This window comes from Klebsiella sp. JN_Kp121 (assembly GCF_040062145.1).
GTDB classification, from domain to species: Bacteria; Pseudomonadota; Gammaproteobacteria; order Enterobacterales; family Enterobacteriaceae; genus Klebsiella; species Klebsiella aerogenes.
The window spans coordinates 1-25,725 of the sequence record NZ_JBEAHX010000009.1 but is presented as its reverse complement, the minus strand read 5'-3'; the positions used below and the strand labels follow the sequence as shown (position 1 = coordinate 25,725).

The following is a 25,725-nucleotide window of genomic DNA, read 5'->3' as shown; positions in this document are numbered from 1 at the left end:
ATCAAAGCCTCTCTACACAACAGTATGAGCTACACGAATACTCACAGGTAAAATAAAACATGGCAAAACACCTCTTTACGTCCGAGTCTGTATCAGAAGGGCATCCAGACAAAATTGCTGACCAAATCTCCGATGCCGTGCTGGACGCGATCCTCGAACAGGATCCGAAAGCGCGCGTAGCCTGCGAAACCTACGTTAAAACCGGCATGGTTCTGGTTGGCGGTGAAATCACCACCAGCGCATGGGTTGATATCGAAGAGATCACCCGTAACACGGTGCGTGAAATTGGCTACGTGCATTCCGATATGGGCTTTGACGCCAACTCTTGTGCCGTCCTGAGCGCCATTGGTAAACAGTCCCCGGACATCAACCAGGGCGTTGACCGTGCCGACCCGCTGGAACAGGGCGCGGGCGACCAGGGCCTGATGTTTGGTTATGCCACTAACGAAACTGACGTGCTGATGCCGGCTCCGGTGACCTATGCTCATCGTCTGGTACAGCGCCAGGCTGAAGTCCGCAAAAACGGCACCCTGCCGTGGCTGCGTCCGGACGCGAAAAGCCAGGTCACTTTCCAGTATGACGACGGCAAAATCGTCGGCATCGATGCGGTAGTTCTGTCTACTCAGCACGCTGAAGATATCGATCAGAAATCCCTGCAGGAAGCAGTGATGGAAGAGATCATCAAGCCGATTCTGCCGACCGAATGGCTGAACGCTTCGACCAAGTTCTTCATCAACCCGACCGGCCGTTTCGTTATCGGCGGCCCGATGGGCGACTGCGGTCTGACCGGTCGTAAGATCATCGTTGATACCTACGGCGGCATGGCTCGCCACGGCGGCGGCGCGTTCTCCGGTAAAGATCCATCTAAAGTTGACCGTTCCGCAGCCTACGCGGCGCGCTATGTAGCGAAAAACATCGTTGCCGCAGGTCTTGCCGATCGTTGTGAGATTCAGGTTTCCTACGCCATCGGCGTCGCTGAACCGACTTCGATCATGGTAGAAACTTTCGGCACCGAAAAAGTACCTTCTGAACAGCTGACCCTGCTGGTACGCGAGTTCTTCGACCTGCGTCCATACGGCCTGATTCAGATGCTGGATCTGCTGCACCCGATCTACAAAGAGACCGCGGCTTACGGTCACTTTGGTCGCGAACATTTCCCATGGGAAAAAACCGACAAAGCAGCCCTGCTGCGCGAAGCGGCTGGCCTGAAATAAGCCACCCCGCTTGACTACTTAAGGCCAGCCCCGCGCTGGCCTTTTTGTTGCCCCTCATTCCCCACATCTAACGCTTCCTGCCCTTTTTTTGCCATGCAGGCCATAGATAATGGAAGCGATTACATATCTGCTATAGAGCCTGGCGTAACTGAGCTTTCTGTTGACGCCAATTCTTTTCACAATGTTACATACCATGTCGAATTTCGCCATTTCAGCGCAATCTTATTGGCGATAATTGCCTTTTATATCTATGATTTGAATATGTTTTTGCTGATTACATATCTTTACCTTAGTGTAACCGATTACACAGTCGTGATTGTAATCACGTTTTTTTGTCCTGCACTCCCCTACTCTAAGCATCGACAGAATCAATAACTCAACTGGAGGGCGTTATGCCTGACAATAAAAAACAAGGGCGTTCAAACAAGACGATGACGTTCTTTGTCTGTTTCCTCGCCGCGCTGGCCGGCTTACTGTTCGGCCTTGATATCGGCGTTATTGCCGGCGCCTTACCGTTCATTGCCAATGAATTCCAAATCAGCGCACACACCCAGGAGTGGGTGGTCAGCTCCATGATGTTCGGCGCCGCCGTCGGCGCAGTGGGCAGCGGCTGGCTCTCTTTCAAACTTGGGCGTAAAAAAAGCCTGATGATCGGCGCGATCCTGTTCGTTGCGGGCTCGCTATTTTCCGCCGCCGCGCCGAACGTCGAAATCCTGCTAATTTCCCGCGTATTGCTGGGGCTGGCGGTTGGCGTCGCCTCTTACACCGCGCCGCTATACTTGTCGGAAATCGCGCCGGAGAAAATCCGCGGCAGTATGATTTCGATGTACCAGTTGATGATTACCATCGGTATTCTCGGCGCCTATCTTTCCGACACCGCCTTCAGCTATAGCGGCGCGTGGCGCTGGATGCTCGGCGTGATTATCATCCCGGCAGTCCTGCTGCTGATCGGCGTTATCTTCCTGCCGGATAGCCCGCGCTGGTTTGCCGCTAAACGCCGTTTCGTCGATGCCGAGCGCGTCCTGCTGCGCCTGCGAGATACCAGCGCCGAAGCCAAACGCGAGCTTGATGAAATCCGCGAAAGCCTGAAAGTCAAACAGTCCGGCTGGGCGCTGTTCAAAGAGAACAGCAACTTCCGCCGTGCGGTGTTCCTCGGCGTCCTGCTGCAGATCATGCAACAATTCACCGGGATGAACGTCATCATGTACTATGCGCCGAAGATTTTTGAACTGGCGGGCTATGCCAATACCACTGAGCAAATGTGGGGCACCGTGATCGTCGGCCTGACCAACGTACTGGCCACCTTTATCGCTATCGGCCTGGTCGACCGCTGGGGCCGCAAACCGACGCTGATCCTCGGCTTTATCGTGATGGCCGCCGGTATGGGCGTACTGGGCAGCATGATGCATATCGGTATTCATTCTGCTACCGCACAGTACTTCGCGGTACTGATGCTGCTGATGTTTATCGTCGGCTTCGCGATGAGCGCCGGCCCGCTGATTTGGGTACTGTGTTCGGAAATCCAGCCGCTGAAAGGCCGCGATTTCGGTATCACCTGCTCCACCGCGACCAACTGGATTGCCAATATGATCGTCGGCGCCACCTTCCTGACCATGCTGAACTCTCTCGGCAGCGCCAACACCTTCTGGGTCTACGGCGGTCTGAACGTGCTGTTTATCCTGCTGACTATCTGGCTGATTCCGGAAACCAAAAACGTCTCGCTGGAACATATTGAACGCAACCTGATGCAGGGACGTCCGCTGCGCGAAATCGGCGCTCGCGATTAATCCCCTCTGTGCTTCCTCCCCTTTGGGAGGAAGCTTCTTCTTGCTCTCCCCCGCGCGGCGCACTATCCTCTGGCGCTATGAAAACACCCCGTATTCCCATCGCTATCCAGCAGGCCGTCATGCGTAGCCTGCGGGAGCATCTCGCCACCGCCAATCTCAAGCTGGAACGCCGCTATGCGGAACCGACGCTGGTTTATCAGCAGCGCGGCACCTCCGCAGGCACCGCGTGGCTGGAGAAAAACGAGATCCGCCTTAATCCAGTGCTATTGCTGGAAAACCAGCAGGCGTTTATCGATGAAGTGGTACCGCACGAACTGGCGCATCTGCTGGTGTGGAAACACTTTGGCCGCGTCGCGCCGCACGGTAAAGAGTGGAAATGGATGATGGAGGCCGTGCTGGGCGTCCCCGCCCGCCGCACCCACCGCTTTGAGCTCGATTCGGTACGCCAGAACACCTTCCCCTATCGCTGCCAGTGCCAGCAGCATCAGCTCACCGTTCGTCGTCATAACCGCGTGGTGCGCGGTGAAGCCACCTACCGCTGCGTTCGCTGCGGCGATCTGCTGGTGGCGGAAAAGTAACCACCGGAATTAATTAGAAACTTTCTGATCTGACTGATTGCATCTGACACCCTCATTCGCTACGTTGCGGGCTCGTTTTGACACGGAGTTTACGATGTCCCGTATGTATGTTTTTGCCGTCGCGTTGTTCAGCGTGGCAGCCAGCGGCCCGCTTGCGGCAGCTGGTATTCATAGTTTTTCCCAGGCGAAAGCCGCTGGCGTAAAAGTGAATGCCGACGTCCCCGGCGACTTTTATTGCGGTTGTAAAATCGACTGGCAGGGTAAAAAAGGCGTTATCGATCTGGAATCTTGCGGCTACAAAGTGCGTAAAAACGAGAACCGCGCCAGCCGGGTCGAATGGGAACATGTGGTTCCGGCGTGGCAGTTCGGCCACCAGCGCCAGTGCTGGCAGGATGGTGGACGTAAAAACTGCGCCAAAGATCCGGAATATCGCAAAATGGAAAGCGATATGCATAACCTGCAGCCTGCGGTCGGCGAGGTCAATGGCGACCGCGGCAACTTTATGTACAGTCAGTGGAACGGCGGCGATGGGCAGTATGGTCAATGCGCCATGAAGGTCGATTTCAAAGATAAAGTCGCCGAACCGCCGGTACGCGCCCGCGGCTCGATCGCTCGCACCTACTTCTATATGCGCGACCGCTATCAGCTGACTCTTTCCCGCCAGCAAACTCAGCTATTTACCGCCTGGGATAAGCAGTATCCGGTGACCTCCTGGGAGTGCGAGCGCGATGAGCGAATCGCCAAAGTACAGGGCAACCACAATCCTTACGTCCAGCAGGCTTGCCAGGCGCAAAAGAGCTAACCTACACTAGCGGCAATTGTTAATTTGCAGCCGCCGTCTTCCCCGCTCAGGGGAAGACGCTATCTGCGCGAAGAACGGAATATCAAGCATGCGCATTCCTCGCATCCACCACCCGGAACGCATTACCCCCGGCAGCCACATCGCCCTCAGCGAAGACGCGGCAAACCACGTTGGCCGCGTCCTGCGCATGAGCAAAGGTCAGGAAATCCAGTTGTTTGACGGCAGCAATCAGGTTTTCGATGCGGTCATCACCGAAGCGGGTAAGAAAAACGTCATGGTCGAGGTTATCCGTGGCCAGCTCGACGATCGTGAATCTCCGCTGCATATCCATCTCGGCCAGGTGATGTCACGCGGCGAAAAAATGGAATTCACCATCCAGAAATCGATCGAACTTGGCGTAAGCCTCATAACGCCACTGTTTTCCGAGCGCTGCGGCGTTAAACTGGATGCCGAACGCTTGCAGAAGAAGATTCAGCAGTGGCAGAAAATCGCTATTGCCGCCTGCGAACAGAGCGGCCGTAACATCGTGCCGGAGATTCGCCCGGCGATGCAGCTGGAAGCCTGGTGCGCCGAGGAAGAAAACGGCCTTAAGCTCAACCTGCACCCGCGCGCCAGCGCCAGCATCAATACGCTGCCGCTGCCGGTTGAACGTGTTCGCCTGCTGATTGGCCCGGAAGGCGGTCTGTCGGCGGAAGAGATAGCGATGACCGCTCGCTATCAGTTTACTGATATCCTGTTGGGACCGCGCGTTCTGCGTACTGAGACCACCGCGCTCACCGCCATCACCGCGCTGCAGGTGCGTTTTGGCGATCTGGGCTAAAATCTGGCGCAACGTTCCGCAAACACGACAGCGCTAATGGAGAAAAGAATGATCAAGCTCGGCATCGTGATGGACCCTATCGCATCCATCAACATCAAAAAAGACACCAGCTTCGCTATGTTGCTGGAAGCGCAGCGTCGCGGCTATGAACTCCATTACATGGAGATGAAAGACCTGTATCTCATCAACGGCGAATCCCGCGCCCGTACGCGCACGCTGAGCGTCGAGCAGAATTACGACAAGTGGTACGCGTTCACCGGCGAACAGGACCTGCCGCTGGCGGATCTCGACGTTATCCTGATGCGTAAAGACCCGCCGTTCGATACCGAGTTTATCTACGCCACCTACATTCTCGAGCGCGCCGAAGAGAAAGGTACGCTTATCGTCAACAAGCCGCAGAGCCTGCGCGACTGTAACGAAAAGCTGTTTACCGCCTGGTTCTCCGATCTAACCCCGGAAACGCTGGTCACCCGTAATAAAGCCCAGTTGAAAGCGTTCTGGGAAAAACACGGCGATATCATTCTCAAACCGCTGGATGGCATGGGCGGCGCCTCAATCTTCCGCGTGAAAGCGGGCGACCCGAACCTCGGCGTCATTTCCGAAACCCTGACTGAATTGGGTAGCCGCTACTGCATGGCGCAGAATTATCTGCCGGCCATCAAAGACGGCGACAAACGAGTGCTGGTGGTAGACGGCGAGCCGGTGCCATACTGCCTGGCGCGTATCCCGCAGGGCGGTGAAACGCGCGGCAACCTGGCTGCCGGTGGCCGTGGCGAAGCGCGTCCGCTGACCGAAAGCGACTGGGAAATCGCCCGCCGCGTTGGCCCAACGCTAAAAGCCAAAGGCCTTATCTTCGTCGGCCTGGACATCATCGGCGATCGCCTGACCGAAATTAACGTTACCAGCCCGACCTGCGTGCGCGAAATCGAAGCCGCTTTCCCGGACGTGTCGATTACCGGCATGCTGATGGACGCCATCGAAAAACGTATCAACAAATAAGCACTGGGGCGGGCAAACGCCCGCCCGCAAGGCGCCCCTCGGGCGCCGGTAAAACAAAGTGCATCGACACGTTTCTACTTTACCCGCATACTGGGTGTTGTTTTTTTAAACCAGGAACAGAACCTCTGACAATGAATTTACAGCATCACTTTCTGATTGCCATGCCTGCGCTACAGGACCCTCTTTTCCGTCGCTCCGTCGTCTATATCTGCGAGTACAACGACGATGGCGCCATGGGCATTATCATCAATAAGCCGCTGGAAAATTTGCAGGTGGAAGGGATCCTGGAAAAATTGAAAATCGCGCCGCAGCCGCGCAACCCGGATATCCGTCTGGATAAGCCGGTGATGGTCGGCGGCCCGCTGGCGGAGGATCGCGGTTTTATTCTGCACACGCCGCCGTCTGATTTTTCCTCCAGCATCCGTATCTCCGACAACACGGTGATTACCACCTCACGCGACGTGCTGGAAACCCTCGGTACCGATAAACAACCGAGCAACGTGCTGGTGGCGTTGGGCTACGCGTCGTGGGAAAAAGGGCAACTGGAACAGGAAATTCTCGATAACGCCTGGCTTACCGCACCGGCCGATCAGAATATTTTGTTTAAAACGCCGATTGCCGACCGCTGGCGCGAAGCGGCCAAACTTATCGGTATCGATATCGTGACGATGCCTGCCGACGCGGGGCATGCATAATGAGCGGTACCTTTCTGAGTTTTGATTTTGGCACTAAAAGCATTGGCGTCGCCGTTGGGCAGCGCATTACCGGCACGGCGCGTCCGCTCCCGGCGCTGAAAGCGCAGGACGGCAAACCGGACTGGAACATCATCGAAAAGCTGTTGAAAGAGTGGCAGCCGGAAGCGGTGATTGTCGGCCTGCCGCTGAACATGGACGGCACCGAACAGCCGCTAACCGCGCGCGCACGTAACTTCGCCAATAAAATTCATGGCCGCTTCGGCGTGAAAATCACCCTCCACGACGAGCGTTTAAGCACCGTCGAAGCCCGCGCAGGGCTGTTCGAACACGGAGGTTTTCGCGCGCTCAATAAAGGCAGCGTTGATTCCGCCTCTGCCGTGGTTATCCTCGAAAGCTATTTCGAACAGGGATACTGATCGGTAGCTCTGGGATGAAAGCGAAGCATAGATTCGCGTTTGCGCCGGGTGGCGGCTTCGCCTTACCCGGCCTACAAAACCCCCGCTGGAGTAACCCGTAGGCCCGCGCAAGCGTAGCGCCGCCGGGCAATCATGGCAGCGGATGCGGAGCCGCTTTTGCGCCGGGTGGCGGCTTCGCCTTACCCGGCCTACAACCCCCTCGCTGGCATAACCCGTAGGCCCGCGCAAGCGTAGCGCCGCCGGGCAATCAGTGACGCAGATGTTCATTCGCCCAGCTTACCGCCTGGGTACGGTTCTTCACGCTCAATTTGCGGAACACATTGTACAGATGAGTACGTACCGTGTTTTCGCTGATGAACAGCGCGCGGGCAATATCCATATTCGTTGCGCCGCAGCGCAGCTCGTTGAGGATCTCACATTCACGCTCGGTCAACGGTGAGTTCTCCGTCGGCGCCGTGACCTGATCAGCAGAATACAGCGCCGGGTGCATCACGCTCAATTCAGCCGTCTGCTCGCCATTTAATACGGCTTTGACGCCCTCAATTAAGCGCGATTGGTCATCGTCATGGCGGAATACGCCATATAACGCAGGCCATTGCGCCATTTCGTAAAGCTCATACTTTTGCGCGCTATTGATAATCAACAGACGCGGATTATCTGCCTGTACGCGAATAATATCTCGCCACACGCCATTCAATTTCTTATTAGAGACGGCAATATCAAACAATATTACAGAGTCTTTTGCCAGACGTTGAGTTAGCGGTTTGTTGATATTATGCAGAGTTACGTTTACGGATAGCTTCTCAGTCAACCACGTCGCAAATGCATTACTCTGAATGGACGGATGAGTAATGAAAGTCACCTGACGCGAATGCAGTAAATTCTCCGATAAATTAATCACTTGAAACTCTCCTTAGCAGTACCCCGCCATCTTAGCGGTTAAATTAACTGAAAATTAAACGTTCAATAATGTATTTATATTTTCAAATACACTTTGGATATTGAAACATCATTTCATGAGAATCTTCCTATTCCCGTAAACAGCATAAATCGAACCCCGCAAAAGTGTCAAAAGGTAATCCCATTTTTTTCCTGGTTAAGCGGGGTAAATGTAAGCCCGCTGTCATAACATTCATTATTTCGGCTTAGGTCGTACCACTTATTTGTATTATGAAATCATTAATCAAAACATTAATTGAACACTGAATTAACAATTTAATGAATACCACCTTTGTTTCATCACGGCATGGGCTATAACTCACCTGCTAACGCACGTTGTTGAAAACTCTGCGCAAAGGTTTGCATTCCTGCCTGTTGACTGGTTTGCATCACGCCGGGTAGCTGATGCGTTTTTCCTTCGCGGATCAAATTTGCCACCGCTGGCGTGTTCACTAAAAGTTCGTATAGCGCAACCCGGCCGCCGGAAGCATTTGGCAACAATTTTTGCGCCGCCACGGCGCATAAGCTCCCTGCCAGCTGACTGCGAACCGGCTCTTTTTCTTCCGCCGGGAACACATCCACCAGCCGCTCGACGGCCTGCGCCGCGCTGCGGGTATGCAGCGTCGCCATCACCAGGTGCCCGGTTTCGGCCGCGGTCAGCGCCAGGCGGATGGTTTCGCTATCGCGTAGCTCACCTAATAAGATGACGTCCGGGTCCTGACGCAGCGCCACACGTAGCGCCGCCGCGAAGGAGGAGCAATGGCGACCGATTTCGCGCTGCTGGATCAGGCAGTTCCTGCTGGCGTGAATAAACTCCACGGGATCCTCAAGGGTTAAAATATGGCCATGACGATGTTGATTGAGGTAGTCCACCATCGCCGCCAGGGTGGTCGACTTGCCGCTACCGGTAGCGCCGGTAACCAGGATCAAACCACTCTCTTCATTTAACAGTTCGCTAAGCGCAGCGGGCGCGCCCAAATCACCCAACTGCGGGCATCGCTGCGGCAAAAGACGCAGCGCCAACGACAAGCCGCGCGCGTGGGCAAAAGCGCTGGCACGCAGCCGCGGCCCATCTGAGAGGGCCAGGGCAAAGTCCACCTGGCCATCAGCACGCCACTGCGCCAACTGTGGGTCGTTAAGCCAGCGAGTGAGGATTTCCTCAACATCCGGCGAAGTAAACGGTGCAGGCTCAAGCTTTCCCAAACGACGCCAGCGCGGCGGATACGCGCTGCACAGGTGTAGATCGGAGACGTTATGCTTTACACTAAGGGCCACGATTTCTTCCAGCTCCATAACTGATCCTCGGAATATGAACGATATTGCGCATAACCTGGCACAGGTCCGGGATAAAATCTCAGGCGCCGCCGCCCGCTGCGGCCGCGCTCCAGAAGAAGTTACGTTGCTTGCAGTGAGTAAAACCAAACCTGCGAGCGCTATCGAAGAAGCGATGGCCGCAGGACAGCGGGCATTCGGCGAAAACTACGTCCAGGAAGGGGTGGATAAAATCCGCTATTTCCAGCAGGCGGGCGCCAGCGGTCTGCAGTGGCACTTCATCGGCCCGCTGCAGTCCAACAAAAGCCGGCTGGTGGCCGAGCATTTTGACTGGTGCCACACCGTCGACCGGTTGAAAATCGCCACCCGCCTGAGCGAGCAACGTCCGGCGGATTTACCGCCGCTGAACGTGCTGATTCAAATCAACATCAGCGATGAACAGAGTAAATCCGGGATCCCGCTGGCGGAGCTTGACGCTTTAGCCGCCGGCGTCGCCGCCTTACCGAACCTACAGCTTCGCGGGTTAATGGCCATTCCGGCGCCAGAGTCAGAGTATGAAAGGCAGTTTGCCGTCGCCCAACAAATGGCGGTAGCATTCGCGCAACTGAAAACGCTCTACCCTTCGGTTGATACGCTCTCTCTGGGCATGTCGGATGACATGGAAGCCGCTATCGCGGCGGGAAGCACTATGGTGCGCATCGGGACCGCAATCTTCGGCGCGCGCGACTACAGCAAAAAATAAGGAATCTGAGGAACGCCATGAAGACGTTGACCTTCCTGCTCTCAACGGTCATTGAGCTCTACACAATGGTCATGTTGTTACGCGTCTGGATGCAGTGGGCGCGCTGCGACTTTTACAATCCGTTTTCACAGTTCGTCGTGAAAGCGACCCAGCCAATCGTCGGGCCGCTGCGCCGGATTATCCCGGCAATGGGGCCGCTGGATAGCGCCTCCCTGCTGGTCGCCTTCGTGCTCTGCGTTATCAAGGCTATCGTGCTGTTTATGGTGGTCACCTTCCAGCCGATTATCTGGATTGCCGCGGTGCTGATCCTGCTGAAAACCATCGGTTCGCTGATTTTCTGGGTGCTGCTATTGATGGCGATCATGAGCTGGGTAAGCCAGGGCCGCAGCCCGGTGGAATACGTGCTGATGCAGTTGGCCGACCCGCTGCTGCGCCCGATCCGCAACCTGCTGCCATCCATGGGCGGCATCGACTTTTCGCCGATGGTGCTGGTCCTGCTGCTGTACGTGATTAACATGGGTATCGCCGAGCTGCTGCAAGCTACTGGCAATGTCCTGCTTCCGGGGCTGTGGATGGCGCTATGAGTGCCGTTGAAGTCTGCGCTGACGGGCTGATGCTCAGGCTGTATATTCAGCCAAAGGCCAGCCGCGACAGCCTTGTTGGTCTGCATGGCGACGAGCTCAAAGTCGCCATCACCGCCCCACCCGTCGACGGCCAGGCAAATGCCCATCTGGTTAAATATCTCGCTAAACAGTTCCGCGTCGCGAAAAGCCAGGTGCTTATCGAAAAAGGCGAACTGGGCCGTCACAAACAGGTAAAAATCATTCACCCGCAGCAGATCCCGCCCGCCGTCGCGGCGCTGACTGACTAAACAGGATTGAATATGCAAAAAGTTGTACTCGCTACCGGCAACGCCGGTAAAGTTCGCGAGCTGGCCTCGCTGCTGGAAGATTTTGGGCTCGACGTCGTCGCCCAGACCGAGCTTGGCGTCGATTCCGCCGAAGAAACCGGCCTGACCTTTATCGAAAACGCGATCCTCAAAGCGCGTCATGCCGCGCAGGTCACCGGCCTGCCGGCCATCGCCGACGACTCGGGTCTGGCGGTGGATGCGCTGGGCGGCGCGCCGGGCATTTACTCCGCTCGCTACTCGGGTGAGAACGCCAGCGACCAGCAGAATCTGGAAAAGCTGCTGGATGCCCTGCAGGACGTGCCCGATGAGCAACGTCAGGCCCAGTTCCACTGCGTGCTGGTGTATCTGCGCCATGCCGAAGACCCGACACCGCTGGTGTGCCACGGCAGCTGGCCGGGCGTGATTACTCGCCAGGCGGCGGGTAGCGGCGGCTTTGGCTATGACCCGATTTTCTTTGTTCCGTCCGAGGGTAAAACCGCAGCGGAACTGAGCCGTGAAGAGAAAAGCGCCATTTCCCACCGTGGGCAGGCGCTGAAACTGTTACTGGAAGCATTACGTAATGGCTAATTTGCCGCCTCTGAGTCTTTATATTCATATCCCGTGGTGCGTGCAGAAATGCCCGTACTGCGATTTCAATTCGCATGCGTTAAAGGGCGAAGTGCCGCACGACGACTACGTCCAGCACCTGCTTGCCGATCTGCGCCACGATGCGCCATACGCACAGGGACGTGAAATTAAGACTATTTTTATCGGCGGCGGTACGCCAAGCCTGCTTTCCGGCCCGGCGATGCAAACCCTGCTGGATGGCGTGCGCGCCTGCCTGCCGCTGGCGGCAGATGCGGAGATCACCATGGAAGCCAATCCGGGGACCGTGGAGGCCGATCGCTTTGTTGAGTATCAGCGTGCCGGGGTCAACCGTATCTCCATCGGCGTACAGAGCTTTAGCGAGCCCAAATTGCAGCGTCTGGGGCGTATTCACGGTCCGGAAGAGGCAAAGCGCGCGGCGCGGCTGGCGAGCGGCCTGGGGCTGCGTAGCTTTAACCTCGATTTAATGCATGGCCTGCCGGACCAGTCGCTGGAAGAAGCGCTGGATGACTTACGCCAGGCGATCGCGCTCAATCCGCCGCATCTGTCGTGGTATCAGTTGACTATTGAGCCGAACACGCTGTTTGGTTCGCGCCCGCCGGTATTACCGGATGACGATGCGCTGTGGGATATTTTCGAGCAGGGGCATCAATTGCTAAGCGCCGCAGGTTATCAGCAGTACGAGACCTCCGCTTACGCCAAACCAGGCTATCAGTGCCAGCACAATCTCAACTACTGGCGCTTTGGCGATTATCTGGGTATTGGCTGCGGCGCGCACGGCAAAGTGACCTTCCCTGATGGCCGAATTCTGCGTACGGCGAAAACCCGTCACCCGCGCGGCTACATGGAAGGCCGTTACCTGGAGCGCCAGCACGACGTGGACGCGGCGGATAAACCGTTCGAGTTCTTTATGAACCGCTTTCGCCTGCTGGAGGCCGCGCCGCGCGCGGAGTTCAGCTTGTATACCGGCCTTGATGAGCAGGTTATCCGTCCGCAAATCGATGCCGCTATCGCCGAAGGCTATCTGCTGGAAGATGCGCAAAACTGGCAAATTACCGAGCACGGTAAACTGTTTTTAAATTCGCTGCTGGAGCTGTTCCTCAGCGAAGAGTAATCCCTGCGGGCGGCACGTCGTCGCCCGTATTTTTCCCCTTACATCCTCTCCCGCCACGGTCAAATCGACTGGCGTTTTTTTGTTCACTTATTTGCAGCGAATCACAAAATCCGATCGACTTTTTTCCTTTTCTTGACTCATTTTTTGCGCAGTGGTAATCCTGCTTCATCGGTTGAGCAAATGTAAAACCGACGTATCCTACATGTGAATTATTGGTAACTCTGATTAAAAAAAGTCTCTGTAACGTCGGCGCAACCCGGCGGGCTTAAGCCTATAAAAAAGAGGGTAACACAATGAATTACCGTAATATTTTTATCACACTCGCCGCACTATCCGGCACCGTCACGGCTTCAGCCTGGTCTGCAGAGTCCGCCACCGTGGCCTTTTTAATGCCCGATCAGGCCTCTACCCGCTATGAGCAGCACGACTTCCCCGGTTTTAAGGCGGAAATGAGCAAGCTTTGCGCGGAATGTAAGGTCATCTATCAGAATGCCAACGCCAACGCGTCGCTCCAGCAGCAGCAGTTTAATTCGGTTATTGCCCAGGGGGCGAAAGTGATCGTCCTGGATCCGGTTGACTCTTCCGCCGCCGCCGCGCTGGTCGAAAACGCCCAGGCGCAGGGGGTCAAGGTCATTGCCTATGACCGCCCGGTGCCAAACAAACCGGCTGATTTCTACGTCTCATTTGATAATGAGGGCATTGGTTACGCCATCGCGAAATCTCTCACCGACCATCTGAAAGCGAGCGGCGTGCCGCAGGATGCCGGCGTGCTGCAGATTAACGGTTCGCCAACCGATGCCGCCGCAGGGCTGATCCGCGACGGTATCCATCGCGGATTGAAAGAGTCCGGTTACAAAACGCTGGCCGAATTCGACACCCCGGAGTGGGCGCCGCCGAAAGCCCAGGAGTGGACCGCCGGGCAGGTTACCCGCTTTGGCGACAAAATTAAGGGCGTGGTCGCGGCAAACGACGGTACCGGCGGCGGCGCAATTGCCGCCTTTAAGGCTGCCGGGGTCCAGCCGCTGCCGCCGGTCACCGGCAATGACGCCACTATCGCCGCGCTGCAGCTGATCATCGCCGGCGACCAGTACAACACCATCTCCAAGCCATCGGAGATCGTCGCCGCGGCGGCGGCCAAAGTGGCGGTTGATTTTATTCAGGGCAAAAAACCGCAGGCCAGCACCACCCTGTACAACACCCCTTCCCAGCTATTTACCCCGGAAGTGGTGACGGCCAAAAACATCAAAGCGGAAATCTTCGATAAAAAAATCCAGACCTGGGATCAGGTGTGTAGCGGCGAGTACGCCGCCGCCTGCCAGAAGTTAGGCATCAGCAAGTAACCTTTGCCCCTGCGCCCGCCGCAGCGGGCGCGATTTCGCCATGATTGAGGTCGTTTTGTATGCCGCAACAACAACACAACTCCGCCACCGGGCGGCCAATACTGCAACTGCGCAACGTCTCTAAACATTTTGGCGCGGTGTCCGCGCTGACGGATATCGAATTAGAAGTCCACGCCGGCGAGGTAGTTGCGCTGGTCGGCGACAACGGCGCGGGCAAATCCACGCTGGTGAAGATCCTCGCCGGCGTCCACCAGCCGACCTCCGGCACCATTGAGTTTGACGGCAACCCCGTCACCCTCGATAGCCCCGGCAAGGCGCTGGAATACGGTATTGCCACGGTGTTTCAGGATCTGGCGCTGTGTGAAAACCTTGATGTGGTAGCAAACCTGTTTCTGGGTCATGAAATTTCGCCGTTCCAGCTCGATGAAGTGGCGATGGAAGTGAAAGCCTGGACGCTGCTGCAGGAGCTGGCGGCACGTATTCCGTCGGTACGCGAACCGGTGGCATCGCTTTCCGGCGGCCAGCGGCAGACCGTCGCCATCGCCCGTTCGCTGCTGCTGAACCCTAAAATCATTATGCTCGATGAGCCCACCGCGGCGCTGGGCGTCGCGCAGACCGCGGAAGTGCTCAACCTGATTGAGCGCGTTCGCGAGCGCGGGCTTGGCGTCATCATCATCAGCCACAACATGGAAGACGTTCGCGCCGTCGCCGACCGTATCGTGGTGCTACGTCTCGGGCGCAACAAAGGGATCTTCACGCCCGATGCTTCCAATCAGGATCTGGTCGCCGCGATCACCGGCGCGACGGAAAACGCCGTTTCACGCCGGGTTGAACGTAAATCACAGCCAACAACTTCCGGAGCGATGTAATTTTATGAACAGTAAGACCGCATCCCACACCGCGCTGGATCGCAGCGATGAGCGCGTTCGTCACGACGAGGGGCTGTTTGGCGCCCTGCGCGCGCAGATAACCCGCATCAAAACCGGCGATCTCGGCACCGCGCCGGTGATAGCCGGGCTGATTGTGATTTCCCTGGTTTTCACCTTTCTCAACCCGGTCTATATCGCGCCGAATAACCTGGTGAACCTGCTGTTTGACTGCGCGACGGTCGGGTTTATCTCGCTCGGCATCGTCTGCGTTCTGATGCTTGGCGAGATAGACCTGTCGGTCGGCTCCATGAGCGGCCTGGCATCGGCTATCGTCGGCGTGCTGTGGGTGAACGCAGGATGGCCGCTGGCGGGAGCCATCGCCGTGGCGCTGGCCTGCGGCGTGGCCGTCGGGCTGGTCTACGCGCTACTGTATACCCGCGTCGGAATGCCAAGTTTCGTCGCCACTCTCGCCGGCCTGCTGGCGCTGCTGGGCATGCAACTGTATATCCTCGGGCCAAGCGGCAGCATCAACCTGCCCTATACTTCGCCGCTGGTGCGCTTTGGCCAACTGCTGGTGATGCCCGGCTGGTTCTCACACCTGATGGCATTGCTGCCAGGACTGGCGATTATTGTCTTTGGTCTGAAAAAACGCTCGCGGCGGCTGGCGGCCAATCTTTCCGCCGAGGGAGTCAGCTCGCTACTGGCGCGCGCGATCGCGCTGACGATTATCTTCGAGGCCGCGGTGCTTTACCTCAATCAGGGGCGCGGTATTCCGTGGATTTTCGGTCTCTTTGTCGCCTGCGTGATGATCCTCAACTATGCGCTGAAACGGACAAAATGGGGTCGCTCGATGTTCGCGGTCGGCGGCAACCGTGAAGCGGCGCGCCGTTCGGGGATTAACGTGCGGGCGATTTATGTGAGCGCTTTTGTTCTGTGTACCACGCTTGCGACCTTCGGCGGCATTCTCGCGGCGTCGCGACTGGCTTCCGCCAGCCAGCAGGCCGGCACCGGCGACGTCAACCTCAACGCCATCGCCGCGGCGGTGATCGGCGGCACCAGCCTGTTCGGCGGACGCGGCAGCGCCTGGTCCGCGCTATTGGGGATCATCGTGATTCAGTCGATTTCAAATGGGCTGACGCTGTTGAACCTGCCGTCTTCGCTGCGCTATATCATTACCGGCGCGGTACTGGCGATTGCGGTAATCATTGATTCTCTGGCTCGCCGTTCACGCGTGTCGCACGGCCGCGCCTGAGTGGAGAAGTGCGCGGCCCAAAGAAATGCGGGCCGCGAAATCTTGCTTACTTTAACGAACCAACCAGCGCTTTGCGGCTCTCTTCCAGCGAGACCACCCGGCTGCAAACATCTTTGCCGAACTGCTGGAAATCCGCTTCCTGGTTTTTCCACTCATCCTGGATTGCGGTTTGCAGGCCGCCAAGACTGCCGAGAATGCCCTGCAGCGGATTGCCGCCGCCTTTGAGCACCGCTTTGGCGCCCATCTCGTTAATGCTGTCCTGCAGAATGCCGCCCATCGCCTGATTCACCAGCTGTTGGCCATCGGCGCGAACCTGGTCGATAGCTTTATAGTGGAAAGTCAGGCCATCGCTGCGACGTTCGATAATGCGGTTCATCTGTTCTTTCAGCTGCGCGTCCAGCTTGGTCAGGCGGCTATGCATACTGCTGCTGGCGCCGACCTGTTCGGTGATGATTTTATCCAGCGCCTTGCGGCCCTTTTCGACGCGCGAACGCGCACCACCATCAATCCACGGCAGACTGCTGCGCAGACCGGCCTGATAATCTTGCGCCTGTTCGCGCTGGGCGGCGCTAAGGTCATAGGCTTTACCGTTAAAGGTCAGATTACCGTCCGGCTTAATCACCAGATCGCCGTTTTCACCCTTCACCTGCACCTGCTGCGGGCTGAGGATCACATCGTCACGCGGCGTGACGCTACACTGGTAGTCCGCGTGGGCAGACAAAGCGGTGACGGAAAGCGCCACCGCCAGCAGCGTTTTGCGCATCATTTTACTCCCTTAAGACAAATCGGGCCGGCAATTGCCGCCCCTTGTCAAACTTAGTCCCACCAGACGTCAAAAAGTTCGCTGGTGCGCACATCCGCTAATTTACGATCTTCCAGCCACTTACGAACGATGGCCTGATGCTCTTCGGTACATTTACCGATTTCCTGCATGCAGATGAGCCCTTCCCACGAGAGATAGCCGCTGCCGTCAAAGGCCAGTTTATTCGGCTCAATGACCTCTTCGATCAGATCGTTGACCGTCTGGTCGATCTGCTCTTCGCTGGTTCCTTCCGGGAAACGCCAGGCTACGGAGAAACCTAACTCCTGAAACTCGTCGATATGCATTTTTTTACGCAGACGACGGCTACGATTCTTGGCCATTATTTCACCCTCTCGAACATTAAGTCCCATACGCCGTGGCCAAGACGATGGCCACGTTGTTCAAATTTGGTTACCGGGCGCGATTCCGGACGCGGTACGTAATCGTTACTTTCCGACCGGTTACGATAGCCTTCCAGCGAAGACATCACTTCCAGCATATGCTCAGCATAGGCTTCCCAGTCGGTCGCCATATGGAAGACGCCGCCCAGCTTCAGTTTGCTTTTTACCAGCTCGGCGAAAGGCGGCTGCACGATACGACGTTTATTATGACGCGCTTTATGCCACGGGTCAGGGAAAAACAGCTGCACCATATTCAGCGAGTTATCCGGGATCATAGTGTGCAGCACTTCGACCGCATCGTGACACATTACGCGCAGATTTTGTACGCCTTCTTCTTCCGCGGAAGCCAGGCATGCGCCGACGCCCGGCGAGTGCACTTCAATACCGAGGAAGTTTTGCTCCGGTTTAGCTTTCGCCATCGCCACCAGCGAGGCGCCCATACCGAAACCAATTTCTAAGGTGACCGGCGCTTCGCGGCCAAACAGGGCGGCGAAATCGAGCGGCGCATCGTTGAATTCAACGCCCATCACCGGCCAAATGTTATCCAGCGCATGCTGCTGCCCTTTCGTCAGGCGGCCCTGGCGACGGACGAAGCTACGAATACGGCGCAGCGGGCGACCGTTTTCATCGAATTCCGGAGAAATGACGTCGTTTTTCATAAAAGTTAAGTCTGCTTGTGAATGTGTTCGGAAAACGGGCATTATCCAAAGTTACCCGGCGGATGCAAGGGTTTACAGCCACTCGCCCTTGTGCTGCAATCTGCCACCCTGTAATCGCGATTCCGGAGCCGTAGCTTTGACTTTTCTCGCCGCGCAATTTTCAGCCCAGGTCCTGGACTGGTACGACAAATACGGCCGTAAAACCCTGCCCTGGCAAATCGCCAAGACGCCCTACAAAGTATGGCTCTCCGAAGTGATGTTGCAACAAACCCAGGTCACCACGGTTATTCCCTATTTTGAACGCTTTATGGCGCGTTTCCCAACGGTTGTTGATTTAGCCAACGCGCCGCTGGATGAAGTGCTGCATCTGTGGACCGGCCTTGGCTACTACGCACGGGCGCGCAACTTACATAAAGCCGCGCAGCAGGTTGCCACGCAACACGGCGGCGTGTTCCCGCAAACCTTTGAAGAGGTGGCCGCGCTTCCCGGCGTCGGGCGCTCGACGGCGGGGGCGATTTTATCCCTTTCGCTCGGTCAGCATTATCCGATTCTCGACGGCAACGTGAAGCGGGTACTCGCCCGCTGCTATGCTGTGAGCGGCTGGCCGGGGAAAAAAGAGGTGGAAAAACGGCTGTGGGAAATAAGCGAAGAGGTGACGCCGGCGCAGGGCGTAGAACGCTTCAACCAGGCGATGATGGATCTCGGCGCCATGGTTTGTACCCGCTCGAAGCCGAAGTGCGAACTGTGCCCGCTGAGTAACGGCTGCGTGGCCTACGCTAACCATTCATGGGCGGAATATCCGGGGAAAAAACCGAAGCAGACCATCCCGGAACGCACCGGCTACTTCCTGCTGATGCAGCACGGCGACGAGGTATTTCTTTCCCAACGTCCGCCGGTGGGTTTATGGGGCGGGTTGTTCTGTTTTCCGCAATTTGAGGATGAAGCCGGGCTGCGTGAGTGGCTGGCGCAACGTCAGATAAAGGCCGATAATCTGACGCAATTAACCGCCTTCCGCCACACTTTCAGCCATTTCCACCTGGATATTGTGCCGATGTGGCTTACAGTGCACTCATCTGGCGCATGCATGGATGAAGGTAACGCACTCTGGTATAACTTAGCGCAGCCGCCATCGGTCGGACTGGCGGCCCCCGTGGAGCGCTTGTTGCAACAGTTGAAAGCCGGAACGCCGGTCTAGTTTTTTCGGCTATAAAAGAGGATTGATTATGAGCAGAACGATTTTTTGTACTTTCCTGCAGCGTGAAGCGGACGGCCAGGATTTCCAGCTCTATCCGGGCGAGCTCGGTAAGCGCATTTACAACGAAATCTCCAAAGAGGCCTGGGCGCAGTGGCAGCATAAGCAGACCATGCTGATCAACGAGAAAAAACTCAGCATGATGAACCCGGAGCACCGCAAGCTGCTGGAACAGGAGATGGTGCAGTTCCTGTTTGAAGGGAAAGACGTTCACATCGAAGGCTACACGCCGCCGGAAAAACAGTAAGGGCCTCACGGCCTTTACCAAACAAACACAACACGCACTCCCGGAATGATGAAAAAATACTTAGCGCTCGCGCTGATTGCGCCACTGCTCGTGTCCTGTTCCAGTTCCAATAAAAAAGGCGCCGAATATAACGAGGCCTGGGTCAAGGACACTAACGGATTCGATATCCTGATGGGCCAGTTTGCCCATAACATCGAGAACATTTGGGGGTATAACGAAGTTCTGCTCGCCGGGCCGAAGGACTACGTAAAATATACCGATCAATATCAAACCCGCAGCCACATCAACTTTGATGCCGGTACGATTACCGTCGAGACCATCGCCGGAACCGATCCGCAAGGACGGTTACGCCAGGCGATTATCAAAACTCTGTTGATGGGCGATGACCCCAACTCTATCGACCTCTATTCCGATGTCGATGATATTCAGATTTCCAAAGAACCGTTCCTCTACGGCCAGGTCGTCGATAACACCGGCGAATCCATCCGCTGGGAGTGGCGCGCCGCGCGCTATGCCGATTATCTGCTGCAAACCCGTCTGAAGAGCCGCAGCAATGGCCTGCGCGTGGTCTATAGCATCACTATCAACCTGGTGCCTAACCACCTCGATAAACGTGCGCATAAATATCTCGGCATGGTGCGCCAGGCCTCGCGTAAATATGGCGTTGATGAGTCGCTGATCCTTGCGATTATGCAAACAGAATCATCGTTTAACCCCTATGCGGTGAGCCACGCGGATGCCATGGGGCTGATGCAGGTCGTACAGCATAGCGCGGGGAAAGACGTCTTCCGCTCGCAGGGCAAATCCGGCCTGCCGAGCCGCAGCTATCTGTTTGACCCGGCGAATAACATCGATACCGGTACCGCCTATCTGGCGATGCTGAACAACGTTTATCTCGCCGGCATCGATAACCCCACCTCGCGTCGCTACGCGGTGATCACCGCCTATAACGGCGGCGCCGGCAGCGTACTGCGCGTCTTCTCCAGCGATAAAGTCCAGGCGGCGAACATCATTAACAGCATGGCGCCAGGCGACGTCTACCAGACGCTCACCACCCGCCATCCGTCTGCCGAATCGCGCCGTTATCTGTATAAAGTGAATACCGCGCAGAAAAGCTACCGCCGTAAGTAACGCTTCTTTCACCCAGGCCCGGACATCTCGCCGGGCCTCTCTTTTTTACGACATACTTCGTAATATCTTTCGATTTTCTGCGGCAGTTAACAGAAGCCTTCAACCGGTGAATGATAGAATCGCATCAAAATAACGGTGGTTATGTTATTTAAAAAACATCACCAGCCCACATTCGTGAGGATAAATACATGAATCTTAAGCTGCAGTTAAAAATACTGTCGTTCCTGCAGTTCTGCCTTTGGGGGAGTTGGCTAACCACGCTCGGCTCGTACATGTTCGTCACCCTGAAGTTTGACGGCGCGGCCATCGGCGCGGTGTATAGCTCGCTCGGTATCGCCGCCGTTCTGATGCCAACGCTGCTCGGGATCGTCGCCGATAAATGGATCAGCGCCAAATGGGTGTATGCCATCTGCCACCTGGTCGGCGCGTTAACGCTGTACCTCGCGGCGCAGGTCACTACGCCAGGCGAGATGTTCCTCGTGATCTTGCTTAACTCGCTGGCCTATATGCCGACGCTTGGCTTGATCAACACCATCTCCTACTACCGCCTGCAGTCGGCGGGGCTGGATATCGTGACCGATTTCCCGCCAATTCGTATCTGGGGCACCATCGGCTTTATCCTCGCCATGTGGGGCGTCAGCTTCTCGGGCTTCGAGCTTAGCCATATGCAGCTTTATATCGGCGCGACGCTGTCGGTCTTGCTGGCGCTGTTCACTCTGACGCTGCCGCATATTCCGGTCGCCAACGCCCAGCGCAACCAGAGCTGGACCGAGATGCTCGGCCTGAACGCCTTTGCGCTGTTTAAAAACAAGCGTATGGCAATCTTCTTTATCTTCTCTATGATGCTCGGCGCCGAACTGCAGATCACCAATATGTTTGGCAACACTTTCCTGCACAGCTTCGATAAAGACCCGCTGTTCTCCGGCAGCTTTATCGTCGAGCACGCGTCGGTATTGATGTCGATTTCGCAGATCTCCGAAACGCTGTTTATCCTGACCATCCCGTTCTTCCTTAGCCGCTACGGCATTAAGAACGTGATGCTGATTAGTATCGTGGCGTGGATGCTGCGCTTCGGCCTGTTCGCCTTCGGCGACCCGACGCCGTTCGGTACCGTGCTGCTGGTACTGTCGATGATCGTCTACGGCTGCGCCTTCGATTTCTTCAACATCTCCGGTTCAGTGTTCGTTGAGAAAGAGGTGCGTCCGGAAATCCGCGCCAGCGCCCAGGGAATGTTCCTGATGATGACCAACGGCTTCGGCTGTATCCTTGGTGGGATGGTGAGCGGCAAAGTTGTCGAGCACTTTACCATTGAGGGGATCACTAACTGGCAAAGCGTGTGGCTGATTTTCGCCGCCTACTCGCTGGTGCTGGCCGTCGCTTTCGTGGCGCTGTTCAAGTATCAACACGTCAGACAGCCTGCCGCCGCGCGCCAGAACGCCTGATTGGCAAAAGCAAAACGCCCCGCCTGTTCGGCGGGGCGTTTTTTTATTTCTTCAACACATACCCATACAACCGCTTAATACCATCGGCATCCGTTTCGCTATAAACCCCCTGCAGCTCCGGCGAAAAGCCCGGCAGCATATTGACCCCCTCTTCCAGCGCGAGGAAGTAGCGTAGTACCGCGCCGCCCCAGAGTTCGCCCGGCACCACGCACAGCACGCCCGGCGGATACGGTAGCGCCCCTTCCGCCGCGATGCGGCCTTCGGCCTCGCTCAGGCGCACCAACTCAACGTTACCGCGGATAAATTCGCGGTTGGCGTCCTGCGGGTTCATCACCACCGGCGGGAAACTCTGCTTGCGGAACATCGCCTTTTGCAGGTCTTTAACATCAAAACTGACGTACAGATCGTGCATTTCCTGACACAGCTGGCGAATGGTGTAATCGCGGTAGCGAACAGGGTATTTGTTGTAAATAGTCGGCAGTACCTCGGCGAGCGGCGAATCCGCTTCGATATGCTGTTCGAACTGGGCCAGCATCGCCACCAGTCGCGCCAGTTTTTCCGCGCTTTCCGCCGGCGTCAGCAGGAACAAAATCGAGTTGAGATCGCACTTCTCCGGCACAATGCCGTTTTCGCGCAGATAGTGCGCCAGGATGGTTGCAGGGATGCCAAACTCAGTATAGTCGCCGCTATCGGCATCGATGCCCGGCGTGGTCAGCAGCAGCTTACACGGATCGACAAAGTATTGATTGTCAGCATAACCGCTAAAGCCGTGCCAGCTCGCGCCCGGCTCGAAGCTAAAGAAGCGACGTTCGCTGGCGATAGTCGCCGTCGAATGCTCCTGCCACGGTTTCCCGCCGACCAGCGGCGGCACAAATGGCCGCAATAATTTACACTGCGCTAGTATCGCTTTACGCGCTTCGATACCCAGCTCCACGCACTCCGCCCACAGCCGCCGACCGCTCTCTCCTTCATGGATTTTGGCATTCACATCGAGCGAGGCGAACAGCGGATAAAACGGACTGGTGGAAGCATGCAGCATAAAGGCGTTATTCAGCCGCTTATGCGGGCAGAAACGCGCCTGGCCGCGCAGATGGTTATCCTTCTTGTGAATTTGCGAAGTCTGCGAAAAACCGGCCTGTTGCTTATGCACCGATTGCGTCACAAAAATGCCCGGATCGTTTTCATTGAGATCCAACAGCAGCGGCGAGCAGTCAGCCATCATCGGGATAAACTGCTCGTAACCGACCCACGCCGAGTCAAACAGGATGTAATCGCAGAGATGGCCGATTTTATCGACCACCTGGCGCGCGTTATACACCGTGCCGTCATAGGTGCCCAGTTGGATCACCGCCAGGCGGAACGGGCGCGCCGCGTCGGCTTTTTCCGGCGCCGCTTCGCGGATCAGCTCGCGCAGGTAGGTTTCATCAAAGCAGTGGTCGTCGATGCCGCCGATAAAGCCGAACGGGTTGCGCGCAGCTTCCAGATAGACCGGCGTCGCCCCGGCCTGGATCAGCGCGCCATGGTGGTTTGATTTATGGTTGTTGCGATCGAACAGTACCAGATCGCCGCGGGTCAGCAGCGCATTGGTCACGACCTTGTTCGCCGCGGAAGTGCCGTTAAGCACGAAGTAGGTTTTATCGGCATTGAAGACTTTTGCCGCAAATTTCTGCGCGTGCTTCGCCGAACCTTCATGGATCAGCAGATCGCCGAGCTTGACGTCGGCGTTGCACATGTCAGCGCGAAAAACGTTCTCGCCGAAAAACTCGTAGAACTGGCGGCCCGCGGGATGCTTTTTAAAGAACGCGCCATGCTGATGGCCGGGACAGGCGAAAGTGCTGTTGTCCATCTCAACGTACTGGCTAAGCGTATTGAAAAATGGCGGCAGCAGTTTCTCTTCATAGCCGCAGGCGGCCGCTTCCAGCTCCAGCCACTCCTGCTCTTTGCCGCTAATCACCGCGACGACTCCTTCCGGTTTATCCGTTTGCGTTTCGCTAAATAGATAGACCGGCAGATTGAATCCGCTGCGCTTGAGCAGGGCCAGGATACCGCTGCGGCTATCCGCCGCGGTGATGACGACCGCTGCCGCATCGGTAAAATCAGTGCTGTCCAGCGCCACAACCTGACGATGGGTGGACAGACGGGAGACCAGCTCGCAGCTGGCGGCAATGTGCATAGATTTCATAAGCGCAAATGCCCGTATCGGGAGTATAAAAATCTCAGGCAAAGGTGGAGCCTTGCCCAACGATGTGTCCGGGTCTGACGGAATTCAGCTCCGACCGCCGGACATCAGTAAAAGCAGACGCGTCCGATCTTACTGTTGTCCTACAGTGAGCATACGTGGCCTTCACCGCATGGTGAACAGGGAGAGTAAGGAACGAGGCATACCGCGCAGCAGTACGCAGCGGCAACGGCGATGTAATGGCGATGTCGTCATCCCGGCGGCCTCAGGGTAAAGAGGTGAAAATCCGCGCAATCATGGCACCTTTCCGAAAGTGGCGCAAGATGAAATCCATATGCATTATCCCCACGTATCCGCAAGCCTTAGCGGCGAAACAACGTCATAATAATGCGGACATCAGGAATAATTAACAGGAGTTTACTTTGGTTATAGGGCCATTTATTAACGCCAGCGCGGTGCTTGTCGGCGGCGTACTGGGCGCGCTGCTGAGCCAACGATTGCCGGAACGGATCCGCACCTCGATGACCTCGATTTTTGGGCTGGCATCACTGGGGATTGGTATTTTACTGGTCATCAAGTGCGCCAACCTGCCGGTGATGGTGCTGGCGACGCTGGTCGGCGCGCTACTCGGCGAAGTGTGTAATATGGAGAAAGGCATCAATACCCTGGTAAGCAAACTCCAGCAGCTATTGTCGCCAAAGGGCAGGAAAAAGGCCTCGGCCCACGAGTCTTATATTCAGAGCTACGTGGCGATCATCGTGCTGTTTTGCGCCAGCGGTACCGGTGTTTTTGGCGCCATGCGCGAAGGAATGACCGGCGACGCCAGCATCCTTATCGCCAAAGCGTTTCTCGACTTTTTCACCGCCACGATTTTCGCCTGCACGCTGGGGCTGGCGGTGTCGGCAATCTGTGTGCCAATGCTGCTGATTCAATTGAGTCTGGCGGCTTGCGCCTCGCTTATCATGCCGCTGACCACGCCGATGATGATGGCCGATTTCAGCGCCGTCGGCGGTATGCTGCTGGTGGCGACCGGCCTGCGTATCTGCGGGATTAAGATGTTCGCGGTGGTCAATATGCTCCCAGCCCTGCTGCTGGCAATGCCGATTTCGGTCGCGTGGACGGCCTTTTTTGCCTGACGACGCGTGCTTTTACGGCAAAGTGGTGATAGATTGTGCAGTCTGCTGCGAAATTTATAAATTTCGTTGACGAGGCGCGGTGAATCAGGTTTAATGCGCCCCGTTGCCCGGATAGCTCAGTCGGTAGAGCAGGGGATTGAAA

The 25,725-nt window shown here is 56.5% G+C and carries 27 protein-coding genes; 21 read left to right on the top strand and 6 right to left on the bottom strand.

Annotated features, from left to right (window positions below):
• The first annotated feature begins 59 nt into the window (after window positions 1-59).
• The 8 genes from metK (at window position 60) to ruvX (ending at window position 7,311) form a co-directional block, all read left to right on the top strand.
• On the top strand, window positions 60-1,214 hold the full coding sequence (metK, locus tag ABLU86_RS14500; protein ID WP_004149807.1) for a methionine adenosyltransferase: 1,155 nt from the start codon (window positions 60-62) through the stop codon (window positions 1,212-1,214).
• A gap of 392 nt (window positions 1,215-1,606) precedes the next feature.
• Window positions 1,607-3,001, top strand: coding sequence for a sugar porter family MFS transporter (locus ABLU86_RS14495; protein WP_015369739.1), 1,395 nt, complete (start codon window positions 1,607-1,609; stop codon window positions 2,999-3,001).
• Window positions 3,002-3,078: 77 nt separating this feature from the next.
• Window positions 3,079-3,579, top strand: a complete 501-nt coding sequence (locus ABLU86_RS14490; protein ID WP_020077952.1) for a SprT family zinc-dependent metalloprotease — start codon at window positions 3,079-3,081, stop codon at window positions 3,577-3,579.
• 94 nt (window positions 3,580-3,673) lie between these two features.
• A complete protein-coding gene (gene endA, locus ABLU86_RS14485) occupies window positions 3,674-4,381 on the top strand; it encodes a deoxyribonuclease I (RefSeq protein WP_015369737.1) in 708 nt (235 codons plus the stop codon).
• Between the two features lie 88 nt (window positions 4,382-4,469).
• Entirely contained in the window at window positions 4,470-5,201 is a 732-nt protein-coding gene (gene rsmE, locus ABLU86_RS14480) for a 16S rRNA (uracil(1498)-N(3))-methyltransferase (protein ID WP_045363644.1), read from the top strand.
• A 48-nt stretch (window positions 5,202-5,249) separates the two neighbouring features.
• Window positions 5,250-6,200, top strand: coding sequence for a glutathione synthase (gene gshB, locus ABLU86_RS14475; protein ID WP_047077651.1), 951 nt, complete (start codon window positions 5,250-5,252; stop codon window positions 6,198-6,200).
• A 131-nt stretch (window positions 6,201-6,331) separates the two neighbouring features.
• Window positions 6,332-6,895, top strand: coding sequence for a YqgE/AlgH family protein (locus tag ABLU86_RS14470; protein WP_015369734.1), 564 nt, complete (start codon window positions 6,332-6,334; stop codon window positions 6,893-6,895).
• A complete protein-coding gene (ruvX, locus tag ABLU86_RS14465; protein WP_015369733.1) occupies window positions 6,895-7,311 on the top strand; it encodes a Holliday junction resolvase RuvX in 417 nt (138 codons plus the stop codon). The genes ABLU86_RS14470 and ruvX overlap by 1 nt, the downstream gene beginning before the upstream one ends.
• Before the next feature lie 247 nt (window positions 7,312-7,558).
• Here the strand turns inward: ruvX and ABLU86_RS14460 are convergent, their stop codons facing one another.
• On the bottom strand, window positions 7,559-8,212 hold the full coding sequence (locus tag ABLU86_RS14460) for a LuxR C-terminal-related transcriptional regulator (protein WP_015369732.1): 654 nt from the start codon (window positions 8,210-8,212) through the stop codon (window positions 7,559-7,561).
• 350 nt (window positions 8,213-8,562) lie between these two features.
• Window positions 8,563-9,543: a type IV pilus twitching motility protein PilT gene (locus ABLU86_RS14455; protein WP_015369731.1), complete on the bottom strand. Its 981-nt coding sequence runs from the start codon at window positions 9,541-9,543 to the stop codon at window positions 8,563-8,565.
• 16 nt (window positions 9,544-9,559) lie between these two features.
• Between ABLU86_RS14455 and ABLU86_RS14450 the strand changes: the two genes are divergently transcribed.
• From ABLU86_RS14450 to ABLU86_RS14415, 8 genes are all read left to right on the top strand, one after another.
• Complete coding sequence (locus ABLU86_RS14450) at window positions 9,560-10,264, top strand: YggS family pyridoxal phosphate-dependent enzyme (protein WP_047043378.1); 705 nt, start codon at window positions 9,560-9,562, stop codon at window positions 10,262-10,264.
• 17 nt (window positions 10,265-10,281) lie between these two features.
• On the top strand, window positions 10,282-10,848 hold the full coding sequence (locus tag ABLU86_RS14445; RefSeq protein ID WP_015369729.1) for a YggT family protein: 567 nt from the start codon (window positions 10,282-10,284) through the stop codon (window positions 10,846-10,848).
• Window positions 10,845-11,135 (top strand): DUF167 family protein YggU, encoded by a 291-nt coding sequence (gene yggU / locus ABLU86_RS14440; RefSeq protein ID WP_045363650.1) that lies wholly within the window; start codon window positions 10,845-10,847, stop codon window positions 11,133-11,135. Before ABLU86_RS14445 ends, yggU begins: the two co-directional genes overlap by 4 nt.
• Window positions 11,136-11,147: 12 nt before the next feature.
• Window positions 11,148-11,741, top strand: a complete 594-nt coding sequence (locus ABLU86_RS14435) for an XTP/dITP diphosphatase (protein ID WP_015369727.1) — start codon at window positions 11,148-11,150, stop codon at window positions 11,739-11,741.
• The gene (gene hemW, locus ABLU86_RS14430) at window positions 11,734-12,873 is read left to right on the top strand and encodes a radical SAM family heme chaperone HemW (RefSeq protein WP_032715814.1); all 1,140 of its coding nucleotides are present in this window, start codon (window positions 11,734-11,736) and stop codon (window positions 12,871-12,873) included. The genes ABLU86_RS14435 and hemW overlap by 8 nt, the downstream gene beginning before the upstream one ends.
• Before the next feature lie 293 nt (window positions 12,874-13,166).
• Window positions 13,167-14,213, top strand: a complete 1,047-nt coding sequence (locus ABLU86_RS14425; protein WP_015369725.1) for a sugar ABC transporter substrate-binding protein — start codon at window positions 13,167-13,169, stop codon at window positions 14,211-14,213.
• A gap of 59 nt (window positions 14,214-14,272) precedes the next feature.
• Window positions 14,273-15,082 carry an ATP-binding cassette domain-containing protein gene (locus ABLU86_RS14420; RefSeq protein ID WP_348796212.1) on the top strand — a complete coding sequence of 270 codons (810 nt, stop codon included), beginning with the start codon at window positions 14,273-14,275 and terminating at the stop codon, window positions 15,080-15,082.
• A 4-nt stretch (window positions 15,083-15,086) separates the two neighbouring features.
• The gene (locus ABLU86_RS14415) at window positions 15,087-16,334 is read left to right on the top strand and encodes an ABC transporter permease (RefSeq protein ID WP_015369724.1); all 1,248 of its coding nucleotides are present in this window, start codon (window positions 15,087-15,089) and stop codon (window positions 16,332-16,334) included.
• A 46-nt stretch (window positions 16,335-16,380) separates the two neighbouring features.
• On the opposite strand, the gene ABLU86_RS14410 is transcribed toward ABLU86_RS14415, so the two are convergent.
• Genes ABLU86_RS14410 through trmB form a run of 3 tightly spaced genes read right to left on the bottom strand, consistent with a single transcriptional unit; the run spans window position 16,381 to window position 18,196 of the window.
• Complete coding sequence (locus ABLU86_RS14410; RefSeq protein WP_059304879.1) at window positions 16,381-17,100, bottom strand: DUF2884 domain-containing protein; 720 nt, start codon at window positions 17,098-17,100, stop codon at window positions 16,381-16,383.
• A gap of 50 nt (window positions 17,101-17,150) precedes the next feature.
• Window positions 17,151-17,477, bottom strand: a complete 327-nt coding sequence (locus tag ABLU86_RS14405; RefSeq protein ID WP_015369722.1) for a YggL family protein — start codon at window positions 17,475-17,477, stop codon at window positions 17,151-17,153.
• Window positions 17,477-18,196: a tRNA (guanosine(46)-N7)-methyltransferase TrmB gene (gene trmB, locus ABLU86_RS14400; RefSeq protein WP_015369721.1), complete on the bottom strand. Its 720-nt coding sequence runs from the start codon at window positions 18,194-18,196 to the stop codon at window positions 17,477-17,479. The genes ABLU86_RS14405 and trmB overlap by 1 nt, the downstream gene beginning before the upstream one ends.
• Before the next feature lie 136 nt (window positions 18,197-18,332).
• On the opposite strand from trmB, the gene mutY reads away from it, so the two are divergent.
• The 4 genes from mutY (at window position 18,333) to ABLU86_RS14380 (ending at window position 22,268) form a co-directional block, all read left to right on the top strand.
• The gene (mutY, locus tag ABLU86_RS14395; protein WP_058649586.1) at window positions 18,333-19,391 is read left to right on the top strand and encodes an A/G-specific adenine glycosylase; all 1,059 of its coding nucleotides are present in this window, start codon (window positions 18,333-18,335) and stop codon (window positions 19,389-19,391) included.
• 28 nt (window positions 19,392-19,419) lie between these two features.
• Window positions 19,420-19,695 carry an oxidative damage protection protein gene (locus ABLU86_RS14390; RefSeq protein WP_004105744.1) on the top strand — a complete coding sequence of 92 codons (276 nt, stop codon included), beginning with the start codon at window positions 19,420-19,422 and terminating at the stop codon, window positions 19,693-19,695.
• 48 nt (window positions 19,696-19,743) lie between these two features.
• A complete protein-coding gene (mltC, locus tag ABLU86_RS14385) occupies window positions 19,744-20,826 on the top strand; it encodes a membrane-bound lytic murein transglycosylase MltC (protein ID WP_015369719.1) in 1,083 nt (360 codons plus the stop codon).
• Window positions 20,827-21,014: 188 nt separating this feature from the next.
• A complete protein-coding gene (locus tag ABLU86_RS14380) occupies window positions 21,015-22,268 on the top strand; it encodes a nucleoside permease (RefSeq protein WP_020077944.1) in 1,254 nt (417 codons plus the stop codon).
• A gap of 43 nt (window positions 22,269-22,311) precedes the next feature.
• On the opposite strand, the gene ABLU86_RS14375 is transcribed toward ABLU86_RS14380, so the two are convergent.
• On the bottom strand, window positions 22,312-24,450 hold the full coding sequence (locus ABLU86_RS14375; RefSeq protein ID WP_015369717.1) for an ornithine decarboxylase: 2,139 nt from the start codon (window positions 24,448-24,450) through the stop codon (window positions 22,312-22,314).
• A 419-nt stretch (window positions 24,451-24,869) separates the two neighbouring features.
• Between ABLU86_RS14375 and ABLU86_RS14370 the strand changes: the two genes are divergently transcribed.
• Window positions 24,870-25,583: a DUF554 domain-containing protein gene (locus tag ABLU86_RS14370; RefSeq protein ID WP_015369715.1), complete on the top strand. Its 714-nt coding sequence runs from the start codon at window positions 24,870-24,872 to the stop codon at window positions 25,581-25,583.
• Window positions 25,584-25,725: the final 142 nt, after the last annotated feature.

Excerpts from the sequence above, each read along its gene's own strand:
- metK (WP_004149807.1), top strand. The coding sequence starts at position 60 with ATGGCAAAACACCTCTTTACGTCCGAGTCTGTATCAGAAGGGCATCCA.
- ABLU86_RS14495 (WP_015369739.1), top strand. The coding sequence starts at position 1,607 with ATGCCTGACAATAAAAAACAAGGGCGTTCAAACAAGACGATGACGTTC.
- ABLU86_RS14490 (WP_020077952.1), top strand. The coding sequence starts at position 3,079 with ATGAAAACACCCCGTATTCCCATCGCTATCCAGCAGGCCGTCATGCGT.
- endA (WP_015369737.1), top strand. The coding sequence starts at position 3,674 with ATGTCCCGTATGTATGTTTTTGCCGTCGCGTTGTTCAGCGTGGCAGCC.
- rsmE (WP_045363644.1), top strand. The coding sequence starts at position 4,470 with ATGCGCATTCCTCGCATCCACCACCCGGAACGCATTACCCCCGGCAGC.
- gshB (WP_047077651.1), top strand. The coding sequence starts at position 5,250 with ATGATCAAGCTCGGCATCGTGATGGACCCTATCGCATCCATCAACATC.
- ABLU86_RS14470 (WP_015369734.1), top strand. The coding sequence starts at position 6,332 with ATGAATTTACAGCATCACTTTCTGATTGCCATGCCTGCGCTACAGGAC.
- ruvX (WP_015369733.1), top strand. The coding sequence starts at position 6,895 with ATGAGCGGTACCTTTCTGAGTTTTGATTTTGGCACTAAAAGCATTGGC.
- ABLU86_RS14455 (WP_015369731.1), bottom strand. The coding sequence starts at position 9,543 with ATGGAGCTGGAAGAAATCGTGGCCCTTAGTGTAAAGCATAACGTCTCC.
- ABLU86_RS14450 (WP_047043378.1), top strand. The coding sequence starts at position 9,560 with ATGAACGATATTGCGCATAACCTGGCACAGGTCCGGGATAAAATCTCA.
- ABLU86_RS14445 (WP_015369729.1), top strand. The coding sequence starts at position 10,282 with ATGAAGACGTTGACCTTCCTGCTCTCAACGGTCATTGAGCTCTACACA.
- yggU (WP_045363650.1), top strand. The coding sequence starts at position 10,845 with ATGAGTGCCGTTGAAGTCTGCGCTGACGGGCTGATGCTCAGGCTGTAT.
- ABLU86_RS14435 (WP_015369727.1), top strand. The coding sequence starts at position 11,148 with ATGCAAAAAGTTGTACTCGCTACCGGCAACGCCGGTAAAGTTCGCGAG.
- hemW (WP_032715814.1), top strand. The coding sequence starts at position 11,734 with ATGGCTAATTTGCCGCCTCTGAGTCTTTATATTCATATCCCGTGGTGC.
- ABLU86_RS14425 (WP_015369725.1), top strand. The coding sequence starts at position 13,167 with ATGAATTACCGTAATATTTTTATCACACTCGCCGCACTATCCGGCACC.
- ABLU86_RS14420 (WP_348796212.1), top strand. The coding sequence starts at position 14,273 with ATGCCGCAACAACAACACAACTCCGCCACCGGGCGGCCAATACTGCAA.
- ABLU86_RS14415 (WP_015369724.1), top strand. The coding sequence starts at position 15,087 with ATGAACAGTAAGACCGCATCCCACACCGCGCTGGATCGCAGCGATGAG.
- ABLU86_RS14410 (WP_059304879.1), bottom strand. The coding sequence starts at position 17,100 with ATGATGCGCAAAACGCTGCTGGCGGTGGCGCTTTCCGTCACCGCTTTG.
- ABLU86_RS14405 (WP_015369722.1), bottom strand. The coding sequence starts at position 17,477 with ATGGCCAAGAATCGTAGCCGTCGTCTGCGTAAAAAAATGCATATCGAC.
- trmB (WP_015369721.1), bottom strand. The coding sequence starts at position 18,196 with ATGAAAAACGACGTCATTTCTCCGGAATTCGATGAAAACGGTCGCCCG.
- ABLU86_RS14390 (WP_004105744.1), top strand. The coding sequence starts at position 19,420 with ATGAGCAGAACGATTTTTTGTACTTTCCTGCAGCGTGAAGCGGACGGC.
- mltC (WP_015369719.1), top strand. The coding sequence starts at position 19,744 with ATGAAAAAATACTTAGCGCTCGCGCTGATTGCGCCACTGCTCGTGTCC.
- ABLU86_RS14380 (WP_020077944.1), top strand. The coding sequence starts at position 21,015 with ATGAATCTTAAGCTGCAGTTAAAAATACTGTCGTTCCTGCAGTTCTGC.
- ABLU86_RS14375 (WP_015369717.1), bottom strand. The coding sequence starts at position 24,450 with ATGAAATCTATGCACATTGCCGCCAGCTGCGAGCTGGTCTCCCGTCTG.